Source organism: Ruegeria sp. BF8 (assembly GCF_056538625.1).
In genome coordinates, this window is the sequence record NZ_JBQFTL010000005.1 from 1 (window position 1) to 12,374 (window position 12,374).

Consider the following 12,374-nt stretch of genomic DNA (forward strand, 5'->3'; position numbering starts at 1 on the left):
TGGGAAGGTCGCCGTCCGCGGCCACCCGGCGCAGGGCTTGAACCGCCGGGCCCGAGGTGCGCCCCTCTTGCGCGGTGGTGTAGCCAAAGCGCGCCCACATCCGGCTGCCGGCGCGCGCGAAAGTCTGCAGCCCGTCTTCGCCGACACTGCCAAGCAGGGGCACCAAGGCGCCGAAAAATGCGTATTCCTCCAACACGCCGTTCGGCTCGCCGGCCTCGTCCTTTCGGATCACACCTCCGGGCGGGTTCTCGGTTTCTGCGGTGATCCCGGCCAGTTCAAGTGCCTTGGAATTGCCCACCCCCAGATGGCCCGATTGGTGGATGATCATGATCGGAACGTCGCGCGATACCGCGTCCAGTTCGGAACGGGTAGGGTGGCGCAGTTCGGCCAGTTGTGCGTTGTCATAGCCAAAGCCGATGATCATCCCCATCGCTTTGACCGTGTCACCATTGGCCTCGGCCCACGCGGACAACGCCGCCTGCAGGCTGGCAATGTCGGTGACCTTGCCATCCGGTGGGGCCAGCAGGTTCGCCGACAAGGCTTGCAAGCCGCCCATGACCACGTGGCCGTGGCTGTCGACAAAACCGGGCAGCATTGCGCGCCCGTCCAGATCAAAGATCGTTGTGTCGTCGCCCTGGTGGCTGCGCATCTCGGCCAGTTCACCTACCGCGATGATCCGCCCATCCCTGACCGCGACCGCCTGTACCGTGGGCCTGGCGTCATCGATCGTCAGTATCGGACCACCGGTATAGATCGTGTCCGCGATCTGTTGGGCCAAAGCCATGTTGCCGAGGGTCAGACCGGCAGCAACGCTCACGGCAGACAGGGACAAAAGACGCATTCCGAACCTCCAGCAGCATATGGCAATGCGCTGGAGTCTAGCACGAAGTTGGCGTCCGGCCCGTGCAATGTTGAATTGCTGATCCGACGTCGGCGTTTACTTGAGCGCGCGCGCCAGGAATTGCCGTGTGGCGTCCTGCTGCGGGTGGTCGAACAGCTGCTCGGGCGGGCCTTCCTCGACGATGCGGCCGTTCTGCAGGAAACACACCTTGTCTGCGGCCTGCCGGGCAAAGCCCATCTCGTGCGTGGCCATCACCATCGTCATGCCCTGCTGTTTGAGCATCAGCAGCACGTCCAGAACCTCGCCCACCAATTGCGGGTCCAGAGCCGAGGTAATCTCATCGAACAACATCACCTCGGGCTGCATGGCCAGGGCGCGCACGATGGCGACGCGCTGCTGCTGTCCACCAGATAGTTGGTCGGGATAGTTGTGCATCCGGTCGGCAAGCCCGAAGCGTTCGAACATCTCTTCGATCTGGGGCAGCAGCTCGGCGCGCGTGCGGCCGCGCACGCGGCGCGGCGCCAGCATCACGTTGTCCAGCGCCGTCATGTGCGGGAACAGGTTGAAGCTCTGGAACACGATGCCGATGCGCGCGCGCACCGATTGCGGATCCAGACCCGGCACCGAAATGTCGACCCCGTCCAGCAGAATCTCGCCATCCTCGATCGGTTCGAGCAGGTTGATACAGCGCAGAACGGTGGATTTGCCCGCCCCCGAAGCGCCGATCAGGCAGACCATCTGCCCCTCGTCAACGGTCAGGTCGATACCGTCGCAGACGGTGCGGTCGCCAAAGCGTTTGACGACGTTGCGCAGGTTCAGTTTCGACATCAACGCCGCTCCCGCATCTGCTTGGCCATAAGGTGGTCGGCATAGCGCGTCGCCGGGATGGTCACGATCAGGAAGATGATCGCCGCGCCCACGTAAGGCGTGAAATTCGCCAGCAGCGATTTGAACACGCCCGCCTGGCGGAAGATCTCGACCGGGCCGATGAAACTGAGCAGCGACACGTCCTTTTGCAGCGCGATCAGCATGTTCATCTGCGACGGCACGACGTTGCGGACGGCCTGCGGCAGTACCACATCGCGCATAACCTGGCCTTCGGTCAGGCCCAGCGACAGGGCGGCGGCGCGCTGACTGTGGTGTACGCTGTCGATGCCCGAGCGGAAAATCTCGGCCACATAGGCCGAATAGGTCAGGATCAGCGCCAGCGATCCCCAGATATAGGGCGAGTTCCATGGCCGGGTCAGGCCCAGCCCGGGAATGCCGAAACCGATCAGATAGACGGTCAGGATCACAGGCACGCCACGGAAGATGTCGGTGAAAGCCGCGCCGAAGATGCGCAATGGGAACAGCGCTGGTGATTTGGTGTCGCGGGCCAGCGCGATCAGCAGCCCCAGCACCGCGATCGCCGGTGCCGACCAGGCAAAGATCATCACGTTGATCTTGAAGGCTTCAAGCAGCTTCGGGAAGGTCTTGACCAGCACCTCGCCGTTGAAAAAGCTCTGCTGGACCTTGGCCCAGCCCGGCGCCAGCGGCACCAGCACGATAAGCGCCACGACGACCAGAACGGTGCTGGTCGCGGCGATCCGGATCGACCGCCGCCGCTGCTGCGCCTCAAAAAGTTCGCGGCGGGTCGGGCCCGCCGTTCTGTTTCGTGTCATGTCACTTGATCAGCGGAACGCCCGTTGTGTCCTGCAGCCATTTGGCTTCGATCTCGGCCAGCTTGCCGCTTTCGGTCAGCGCGGCGATGGCCGCATCCACGCAGGATTTCAGCGGGTTGCCTTCCTCCATCAGCATGCCGAACTGGTCGGGGTTGTCGCCCTGATCAGCAGGGAACTGGCCGATCACCTTGGACCCTTCGATCATCACCGCGCTCAGGAACAGGGCGGTAGGCAGGTCGAACAGCGCGGCGTCGATCTGGTTGGCGGTCATGGCCGCGTTCACATCGGCATTGTCGCCATAGAGCAGCGGGTCCGCATCCGGTTGGATCACGCTGGCCAGTTTCGGCACTGCGGTGGTCGACCCGACCGCGCCCCATTGCAGGCCCTTCAGCGCCTCGAGCGTGGGCGGGGTTTCAACGGCGTTTGCGCTGACCAGAACCGCCATCGGCGCGGTGTAATAGGGGGCCGAGAAATCAACGACCTGATCGCGCTCGGGCGTGATCGAGTATTGCTGGATGTTCACGTCGAAATTCTTTGCGCCGGGCTGGATCGCCTCGTCAAAGGACGACCGGACCCAGACCACGTCATCCGCGGCAAAGCCCATCTCCTCGGCCACGGCATAGGCGACGGCGGCTTCAAAGCCCTGGCCGGATTCGGGCGCGTCATCCATCACCCACGGGTAATAGGCCGGGTTTCCGGTGGCCACGGTGAACTTGCCCTCGGTCAGGGTCTTGCCCGCGGCGCAGTGCCCGTCCGCAAGGGCCGAAGTTGCGGTGAACGCAAGGGTTGCGGCCGCGATCGAAAGCATCTTGGACATGGATCTGGGTCTCCTGTTGGGAATGTCGGGCCCACGGTAGTGTTGCCCGCCGACCCTGTCCAGTTGGTCGCGGTCTATGCCAGACACTGCAAGAAGTTCAAGTCGTCACGCAGGCGGAATGTTGTGGTTCACCCGGAACAGGTTGCCGGGATCGTACCGCCCCTTGATGCGCGACAGCTGCGTGGCATTGGCCCCGTAGGCGCCGGACAGGTGATCGGCCTCGTCTGCTGGCATGAAATTGACATAGGCACTGCCGGTTGCATGCGGCGTCATGCGGTCATAGAGCGCGCGTGCCCAGGCGATGCAAGTGTCATCCTTGGCCGGATCTTCCCAACGGGTGTGCACGTTCATGATGAAATGGGCCGAGCGTTGGGGATAGGCTGTCGCCGCAGCCTCGACCCGGGCCATCGCACCGCCGACATGGGCAATGAACACCTCGCAGGACGGGTCCGGAAGGGTCGAGATACTGTCCAGAAGCCCTGCGATTGCATCCGTGGGCAGGGCATCAAAATCGTGACTTTTCCAATAGTTTCGCGCGCCGGGGGTCAGCAGGGGGTCAAAAGCGGCTTGCCAGTCGACGAAGGCGTGCGGCGAGATCACGTCCACGATCGGGTCCCCGAGGGCGCGCAGCGGCTCCATCGCGGCTTCGCCGTTTTCGATGGGACCTGCATAGCAGGCGGCAAAGATCAGCACCTCGCGCCCGTGCCAGTCTTCGGGAAGGAAGGGCAGGGGAGGGGCCTTGCGCATCACCGTCCAGACCGTCAGATCGTCAGGGGCGGTGTCGGCGATCCGGGCGTATTCGGGCAGCAGGGCGGGACCCTGTTCAAGCGGGTGGATCACAAGGCCGGACAGCACCTGCGGCCCCAGCGGGTGCAGGCGGAACTCGAACGAGGTAACCACGCCGAAATTGCCGCCACCGCCGCGAATGGCCCAGAACAGGTCCGGGTGGCTGCTTTCCGACGCGGTCACGATCGAGCCATCGGCCAGCACCACCTCGGCCGAGATCAGGTTGTCGATGGTCATGCCGAACTTGCGCGTGGTCCAGCCAAAGCCGCCACCCAGTGTCAGCCCGGCGATCCCGGTGGTCGAGTTGATGCCCGTCGGAACCACCAACCCGTGCGCCTGCGTCTCTCGGTCCACGTCACCCAACACCGCGCCCGGCGCCACACGCGCGGTGCGCGCTTTCGGGTCGACATGCACCGATTTCATCTGCGACAGGTCCAGCATCACCGCATCATCGGCCACGGCATGTCCGGCGATCTGGTGACCGCCCGAGCGGACGGACATGATCAGCCCCGCCTCGCGCACGAAATTCACTGCCTTTTGCACATCGCTGGCCCCGAGCGCCCGGATCACAAAGCCGGGTTTGCGGTCGACGATGCTGTTCCAGGTGGTGCGGGCACTATCGTATTCGGGGCTGCCGGGAAGAAAGACGGATCCACGCAGCGACGCGTCCAAAGCGTCCAGCGCTTCTTGGTCCACGGTTTTGGTGCTGCCGTTCAGCGTTATCAGGTCAAACATGATCAGTCCTCCAGATCAGGTGGACAGGTTTCCTGCGGTGCTGCCTCGGGCAATGGGTTGCGCGCCCCATTCGAGCGAAGGGCGCGCAATGCAAATTGGGTCGCTTCAGGCGAAGATGCCGGGATCGATCCGATCAACTGGCGTGATGACGTCAGCCGGAATGTTCAGACGCTTGGCCGCCTTGCGCAGGCTTTCCGCGTCCGGCGCCTCGTACAGGCAATAGGTTTTCCGCTTGTCCGCGCTCAGGAACGAGAAAATCCACTCGATCCCTTCTTCGTCGTTGATTTCCTTGATCTTTACCTTGTCATCGTCGCCAAGCTCAAGCTGTTCGGCGAAGTTCCGTTCGATGATGTACCTTGGCATTATGCACCCCCCTGCGCATGTGCTCGGAGTCTAAGACGCGGATCCTTCAAGTTTTGACCTAAGGGAAACCATACCCAATTCCCGGGCAGTTGCCAACGCTTCGGCCTCAAGCGACAGGGCCGAGCGCAGATCCTGGGCGCGACCGCGACGGCGAAGAGCCCAGGCGCGCGCGGCTTGGCTGTGGGCGATCCACGGCGGCGCGGCCATCGCTGTGTCCACTTGGATCGCGGTTTCGAACAGCTCGTCGGCGGTGTCCCAATCACCCAACACGGCGGCCAGCGCACCCAGCCGTCGGGCCGCGGATCCGGTGCAGACGGTTGTCGCGCCGGCCGTGATCGTCAGGTCCCTATAGGGCAGCAGCTTGTCGATCAGCGTTTGGGCATGGTGCGTGTTCTCGACTGCCACGCAGATATCCGCAAGATAGGACAGGGTGGTCGAGTACATCGCATCCTGAGGCAGGTCAAAACCGGTGTCCGCGATCTCATTGAGAATACGCTCGGCGGGCTCGCGAAACCCCAGTTCGGCGGCTATCAGGCCGAAACCGGGTTTCCAGCTGGTTTCGCCGGGACTGTCGGACATCAGCCGTTTGATCACAGGGGCCACTTCGTGCAACCGGGCCTGCTCGCGCCGGATGGTGAACATCTGAACGCCGTAGACACCCTCGACATGGGCGCCGTGTGTCTGCCGCCCGATTTTGACGGCTTCGCTCGCATAGGTCTCGGCGCGTTCAAAATCGCCATCCAGGATGGCCACCATTGCACGGGCATGGATCTGGACCCAGTACAGCTGTCGGTGGTTGTCCTTGTCCGAGATCTCGGTCAGCAGTTTCAACGAGGTGTCGACCAACTGGCGGTCCGCCATTTCGGCACCGACAAACAGGCTCAGGGTACGGTCGCGACCCTGATCGATGTTTCCAAGCTTTTCCGCCACTTCGTGCATGGATTCGAGGTTCTTGCGCCAGTTCAGCCGATCTTCGCCCTGGCGCGCCACGAAGGGAGCGCCGAAGCGGGTCATCATGACGGCGAACCGGGATTTGTGATCGCCCAGCCGGGCGGCCAGTTCCATGCATTGCTGGCCATATTTAGTGCCCTCGGCAAAGTCGCCGATGAACATGTAGGCGCGGGCGATCTGGGCCATCAGACGACACCGCCGAACCTCATCTGTCGGCGGCAGGCTGTCCAATGCCTCGAAGCACAGGCTGATCGCCTGGCCGTGCCGTTGACCGGCCATCATGCATGAATCGGCGAAATGATGCGCCGCGTCGGCAGCAAGGTCCGTCCGGCCTGAGTGCCGGGCGGCGTCCGAGGCTTCCTTCAGTTTGGCGATTCCTTCCGGCAACCTGCCTGCGCTGTCGTAGCTGCGCCCAAGCAGCAGGTTTCCAACGATCGTCTGAGGGCTTTTTTCGTCGCCGAGTTTTTGCGCGGCCTTCAGGGTTTCCGTCGCATTGGCCAGGGCTTCCTGGCTGGCCGACCGTGACAGGGCCATTTCTGTCGCCGCGCGCCACCGGTCATAGGCGGCAGCCCAGTCTTCGGCCTCGGTCAGGTGCCGGGCGGCCAACTCGGGGCGTCGTTCAATCTCGGCCGACCGCAACTGCATCAGCGCGCGGGCGACATTGGCGTGTTGGGCCTTGCGCGTGCTGCTGAGCATGGACTGATAGGCGGTGTCCCTGATCAATGCATGGCGGAATACATAGTGCCCTTTGTGGTGCCCGCTTTCAAAGACCAGTCCAGCGCGACACAGCTCAGCCAGACAAGTGTCGAGCTCTGCCGGGGCTTCCGGCATCGACGCGGCAAGCAGAGCCGGTTCGAACTCGCGACCGATAACGGACGCGGCAAGAGCCGTTTGTTTGGCGTCGGGCGATACGGCGTCCAACCGGGCCAACAACGCTCCGCTGAGGGACGAGGGCACGTTCACACCGACCCCGCCGGTTTCGTGTATGGCGCGGGTCAGTTCCTCGACAAAAAGCGGCACGCCGTCGGTTTTGTCGACAATCAGGTCGACCAATTCCGGATCCGGATCGCGTCCCGAGACACGTTGCACCAGATGGGCGACCTGCTCGGCATCAAGCCGCCCCAGATGCAGGGTTTGCACATGGCTGTCCCCTTCGGTCTTCTGCATTTCCCAGCCGGGGCGATGCGTGATCACGATCAGAAGGGGAAGGTCGACGCACAACGCTTTGAAACGATCCAGCAACGCGTGGGTCGAGGCGTCGATCCAATGGGCATCCTCGACAAACAGGATGACCGGACGTTGGACGGCCCGGGCCTTTACCGTGGTGATCAGCGCTTGGATCGTCAGGTCGCGCTGTTCCTGGGGCGACAGTTGCAGGACCTGCTGGGCCAAGGTGCTGCGCGGGGCGACCAAAGCGGCGAAGGCAGGTAGAACAAGGTCCAGATCCAGTCCTTGCCGCTGGGCCAGCATGTCGTGAACACTCTCCTGCACCCTGTCGTCGTCAAAATCCGGGTCGACGCCCGCATCCTGAGAAATCCGTTCGGCAACCGGGTGAAACGGGCTGCTGGTCAGATAGGGTGAGCAGTTCAGTCTGATGATGTCGGCCTTTTGGACCACACTTTCGTCCTGCAGAAACTCCTCGATCAGGCGCGACTTGCCGATTCCCGCTTCGCCTGACAGCAGGACCACTTCGCCTTTGCCGTCCTGCGCGTGCTTCCAGGATTGCAGAAGGATGCCCTTTTCAAAACTGCGGCCGATCAGTAACCCGTGGGCACCATCCCCGCGAACCGCATGGAACCGGCTTTCGGCGCTGCGCTCACCCATGACCTGAACCAGGTCGTGGGCGACATCGAAGCCTTTCAGGGGCACGCTGCCCAAGGATGAAACCTCGAACACGCCATCCAACGACCCTGTCAGGTCTGCACGGGGCATGACGACGGCGTTTGCCGGGGCTTTTTCCTGCAACCTGGCGGCCAAGTTCAACACCGGTCCGGTCATGGCGCCTTCTTCGAACGAGTTTTCACCGATCGCGTCACCGACAACCACGTCGCCGCTGGCGATGCCGATGCGCACGGCAAGCGGGGTTCCGTCGGGCGTCGTCATCTGCCGGACCCTTCGCACGGCTTCGAGGCCAGCTTTGACGGCCCGAATGGCGTGATCCTCATAGGCGCGGGGCCACCCGAAAAAGACCAACAGCCCGTCGCCAAGGTATTTTGCGACATATCCTCCATACCGGCTGACAGCACCTGCAACGGCATCCTGGTATCGCTGCAACAGGATCCGCATGTCTTCGGGGTCGATCCGGTTGGTCAATTCGGTCGAGCCGACGAGATCGGCAAAAAAGACCGTCAGATGGCGCCGCTCGGCCGGAGCGCGCGACGGTTGCCCATCCGTGTCGGGCCGTATTTCGGCTGCGGCTGCTGCGATGTCAGATGTTGGCTGCTCGGGCGTTTGTTCATCAGACAGGACGCGGGCGGCAGCCAGAATGACCTTGCGGTGTCCGAGGCTGACTCCAAGCTCTCGGAGATCGTCATTGGTCAGCAGAGGCAATACGCGTGCATCAACGTCATTTTCCGCAAAGGTCTCTGCGTATTGGCCCAGACCAAGATCGTTCAGCCATGTTTTGACCGTGAACCCCATTGACGGATCATGCGTGGTTGCAATTCGTCAATCAAGCGTGAGGAATAAACTTTACATAATCATGATTACGCGGCTCAGGGATCAGAACTCATTCCGCGGCCCACGTGATCCGGTCAGGCGCGGTCAGTCTTTGCCAAGCGTCATATTGCGACAGAAACACCTGCCCGTTCAATTCATCGAGGAAATGCGACTGCTTCAGGCGGTCCATGACCGGGCCTTTGACCTCACTCAGGTGCAGCCCGACACCCATGTCGCGCAGGCGGTGGTTGATCGCCTCAAGGCTTTCGAGCGCTGAGAAGTCGACCTCGTTCACCGCCGAGAACATCAGTACCACGTTGCGGATCTCGCAACCCTCGGTCACGCGCGACTGGATCAGATCCTCGAGGAAGCGGGCATTCACGAAATACAGGCTTTCATCCACCCGCAACGTGACCAGCGTGGGGTCGGTCTGGACCTTGTGGCGCAGGATGTTGCGGAAGTGTTGAGTGCCCGGCACCAGCCCCAGTTCGGCCACATGTGGACGTGAAGTCTTGTAAAGATGCAGAAGGATCGAGATTGCCACGCCGCTGGCAACACCCGCTTCGACGCCGGCCATCAGGGTCAGGACGATTGTAGCGGCGACGGCGGTGAAATCGGCCCGTGAATAGCCCCAGGTCTTTTTGAGGATTGAAAAATCCACCAGGCTAAGCACCGCCACGATGATCGTCGCGGCCAGCGTCGCCTTGGGCAAGAAATAGACAAGCGGGGTCAGGAAGAGTGCGGCAACCGCCAGCCCAACGGCGGTGAAGGCACCGGCCGCCGGGGTCTCGGCGCCCGCGTCGAAGTTCACCACCGAGCGCGAGAATCCGCCGGTGACCGGAAAGCCCCCGGTGAAGGCGGCGCCCAGATTGGCCGCGCCCAGGCCGATCAGTTCCTGGTCGGGATCGACGCGCTGACGTTTCTTGGCCGCCAGCGTCTGCGCGACCGAGATGCTTTCGACGAAGCCGATGATCGAGATCAGGATGGCGGGCACCAGCAGCGCGCCGATCAGGTCCGAGGACAGCCCCGGCAGGGTCAGCGGAGGCAGGCTTTGGGGCACCTCGCCCACGATCTTGACGCCGCGCGCGTCCAGCCCGAAGGCCCAGACCGCCATCGTGGTTGCCACTACCGCCACCACAGGCCCGGCCTTGGTCAGCACATCGGCCAAAAGCGGCGGTACGCCCGTGCGCCGCAGCGCGGGTTTGAGGTTCTTGCGCACCCAGAACAGGAAGGCCGTGGCCAGTGCGCCGATCACCACCGTAATCCTGCTGGTCTGGTCCAGATGCGCCAAGATAGAGCCCAGCATCTCGGGCAGGGTATGGCCATGCGCGCTGACCCCCAGGATGTGTTTCAACTGGCTGGTGGCGATCAGAATGCCCGAGGCGGTGATGAAACCCGCGATCACCGGATGAGACAGGAAGTTGGCCAGAAAGCCCAGCCGGAACACACCCAGCAACACCAGGAACCCGCCCGACAGAAAGGCCAGTGTCAGCGCCGCCACCGCATAGCCGGCGGTGCCCTGTTCAGCCACCTGCCCCACGGCGGATGCGGTCAGCAGCGATACCACCGCCACCGGACCCACCGCCAGCGCCCGGCTGGTGCCGAAGATCGCATAGAGGATGATCGGCACGATCGAGGCATAGATACCCGCCTCGGGCGGCAGCCCCGCCAGCAGCGCATAGGCCAGCGATTGTGGGATCAGCATGATCGTCACGATCACCGCGGCGATCAGGTCATTGGACAGCGCCGCCCGGTCATACCGGCGGCCCCAATCCAGAATTGGCAAGTATCGCAACAGGTTGTGCATCGGTTCCACGTTCAAGAGGGCACAGGGCGGGTGTTGGATGGCGCAGGGCAAGAAGCCCTAGCGACCTATTCGGCCGCCACGTTCAGCGGCTCGGGCTTGGCCATCCATTCCTTGCCCTTCAGCATCGCGGACCAATAGACCGGCGGCAGCAGCATTTCCTTCAGGAACCAGGCCGCGCGGCTGGGTTTGGTGCCGTCGATGAGGAACTTCGGGAAGCTGGGCTTCAGGACGCCGCCATAGCCGAACTCGGCCAGCACGATCTTGCCGCGTTCCACCGTCAGCGGGCACGAGCCATAGCCGTCATAGGCCGCCACCGGGCCGTGGCCCTCGATATCGGCCACGATGTTGTCGGCCACCACCGGCGCCTGCTTGCGCGCGGCGGCCGCGGTTTTTGCGTTCGGCGCGTTCATCACGTCGCCCAGCGACCAGATGTTGTCAAAGCTCTTGTGGCGCAGCGTGGTCTGATCCACATCGACCCAGCCCGCCGCATCCGCCAGCGGCGACACCCGGATGAAGTCCGGCGCCACCTGCGGCGGGCAGACATGCATCATGTCGAACTCGACCGTCACCTGCTCGGGCTGCGCGTCGGGCTTGGCCACTTTGAACGTGGCGGTCTTCGCCGCCCCGTCCACCGCCACCAGGTTGTGGAAGAAATTCAGCGTGGCATCGTATTTGTTGACGTACTCCATCAGCGCCGGGACATAGTCCTTGACCCCGAACAGCACCCCGCCCGCATTCATGAACTGGATGTCGATGTCCTTGAGAACCCCGCGCCGAACCCACGCATCGCCCGACAGATACATCGCCTTCTGCGGCGCGCCCGCACATTTGATCGGCATCGGCGGCTGGGTGAACAGCGCCCGACCCGACTTCAGCGCCTCGACCAGCTGCCAAGTATAAGGCGCCAGGTCATAGCGATAGTTCGAGGTCACGCCGTTGCGGCCCAGCGTTTCTTCCAGCCCTTCGATCGCACCCCAGTCCAGCTTAAGCCCCGGAGTCACCACCAGACGGTCGTATTTGACCACTCGGCAACCATCCAGAATGACGGCATTGTTTTGCGGCTCGAACGCGGCCACGGCGGCCTTGATCCATTTGACCCCGCGCGGGATCAGCGCGCCCATGGTCTTGGCCGTCTGTTCCGGCGTGAACACGCCGCCGCCCACCAGGGTCCAGCCGGGTTGATAATAGTGCACGTCGGACGGGTCGATGATGGCAATCGACAGGTCGGATTTACGCGCATGCAGGCTGGCGGCGGTGGCGATGCCCCCTGCCCCGCCGCCCACGATCACCACGTCAAAGGACGCGTCGCCGGTGTCGGTGGGCGTCTTGCCGCCATTGGCGATGCGGCGGGCCACGCCGCTCATGTCATATCCGGCAGCCTTGGTTGAGGTCAGGATGTCAGGCAAGGCTCGGCCCTGCGCGGCCTCGTGCAGCGACCAAAGCGTGGCCGAGCGCGTGCCCGTCCGGCAATAGGCCAGGATCGGACCTGGCAGTTCGGTCAGGGCTTGACCGAAGGCCTGCGCGTCCTCATCCCGAACCAGGCCAGTCTGGACGGGAACGTACCGGGCTTCGATGCCAAGCTTTTCTGCAGCGGCCTCGATTTCCTCGAATGTCGGTTGGTCGGACCCTTCACCGTCGGGGCGATTGCAGATGATGGCGCGGAAGCCCGCGGCCTTGATCGCCGGGATATCGGCAAGCGTTACCTGTGGCGACACCGAGAGTGCGCCCGAAATCTTTCGGATTTCCATTGTTGTC

Annotated in this window: 9 protein-coding genes; all 9 read right to left on the reverse strand. The window is 63.1% G+C overall.

The genetic code is table 11. The annotated features are described in order from the left end of the window. Positions 1-841 (reverse strand): amidohydrolase (locus ACR0LD_RS15730; RefSeq protein ID WP_480637862.1); only part of this gene is annotated, 841 nt, incomplete at its 3' end. Positions 842-937: 96 nt separating this feature from the next. Continuing rightward, on the reverse strand, positions 938-1,669 hold the full coding sequence (locus tag ACR0LD_RS15735; protein WP_170359545.1) for an amino acid ABC transporter ATP-binding protein: 732 nt from the start codon (positions 1,667-1,669) through the stop codon (positions 938-940). Next, positions 1,669-2,502 carry an amino acid ABC transporter permease gene (locus ACR0LD_RS15740; RefSeq protein ID WP_170369582.1) on the reverse strand — a complete coding sequence of 278 codons (834 nt, stop codon included), beginning with the start codon at positions 2,500-2,502 and terminating at the stop codon, positions 1,669-1,671. Before ACR0LD_RS15740 ends, ACR0LD_RS15735 begins: the two co-directional genes overlap by 1 nt. Position 2,503: 1 nt before the next feature. Beyond that, on the reverse strand, positions 2,504-3,319 hold the full coding sequence (locus ACR0LD_RS15745) for an ABC transporter substrate-binding protein (RefSeq protein ID WP_170365764.1): 816 nt from the start codon (positions 3,317-3,319) through the stop codon (positions 2,504-2,506). Positions 3,320-3,424: 105 nt separating this feature from the next. Further along, a complete protein-coding gene (locus tag ACR0LD_RS15750; RefSeq protein ID WP_480637865.1) occupies positions 3,425-4,840 on the reverse strand; it encodes an FAD-binding oxidoreductase in 1,416 nt (471 codons plus the stop codon). A 105-nt stretch (positions 4,841-4,945) separates the two neighbouring features. After that, positions 4,946-5,203: a DUF4242 domain-containing protein gene (locus ACR0LD_RS15755; RefSeq protein WP_093963294.1), complete on the reverse strand. Its 258-nt coding sequence runs from the start codon at positions 5,201-5,203 to the stop codon at positions 4,946-4,948. Positions 5,204-5,233: 30 nt separating this feature from the next. Next, positions 5,234-8,794 carry an AAA family ATPase gene (locus ACR0LD_RS15760; RefSeq protein ID WP_480637867.1) on the reverse strand — a complete coding sequence of 1,187 codons (3,561 nt, stop codon included), beginning with the start codon at positions 8,792-8,794 and terminating at the stop codon, positions 5,234-5,236. A gap of 88 nt (positions 8,795-8,882) precedes the next feature. Then, entirely contained in the window at positions 8,883-10,619 is a 1,737-nt protein-coding gene (locus tag ACR0LD_RS15765; RefSeq protein WP_480637869.1) for a SulP family inorganic anion transporter, read from the reverse strand. Positions 10,620-10,684: 65 nt separating this feature from the next. Continuing rightward, positions 10,685-12,367, reverse strand: a complete 1,683-nt coding sequence (locus ACR0LD_RS15770; protein WP_480637870.1) for a bifunctional protein tyrosine phosphatase family protein/NAD(P)/FAD-dependent oxidoreductase — start codon at positions 12,365-12,367, stop codon at positions 10,685-10,687. Positions 12,368-12,374: the final 7 nt, after the last annotated feature.

Coding starts and splice junctions, on each gene's coding strand:
- ACR0LD_RS15735 (WP_170359545.1), bottom strand. CDS start 1,669: ATGTCGAAACTGAACCTGCGCAACGTCGTCAAACGCTTTGGCGACCGC.
- ACR0LD_RS15765 (WP_480637869.1), bottom strand. CDS start 10,619: ATGCACAACCTGTTGCGATACTTGCCAATTCTGGATTGGGGCCGCCGG.
- ACR0LD_RS15745 (WP_170365764.1), bottom strand. CDS start 3,319: ATGTCCAAGATGCTTTCGATCGCGGCCGCAACCCTTGCGTTCACCGCA.
- ACR0LD_RS15770 (WP_480637870.1), bottom strand. CDS start 12,367: ATGGAAATCCGAAAGATTTCGGGCGCACTCTCGGTGTCGCCACAGGTA.
- ACR0LD_RS15740 (WP_170369582.1), bottom strand. CDS start 2,502: ATGACACGAAACAGAACGGCGGGCCCGACCCGCCGCGAACTTTTTGAG.
- ACR0LD_RS15755 (WP_093963294.1), bottom strand. CDS start 5,203: ATGCCAAGGTACATCATCGAACGGAACTTCGCCGAACAGCTTGAGCTT.
- ACR0LD_RS15760 (WP_480637867.1), bottom strand. CDS start 8,794: ATGGGGTTCACGGTCAAAACATGGCTGAACGATCTTGGTCTGGGCCAA.
- ACR0LD_RS15750 (WP_480637865.1), bottom strand. CDS start 4,840: ATGTTTGACCTGATAACGCTGAACGGCAGCACCAAAACCGTGGACCAA.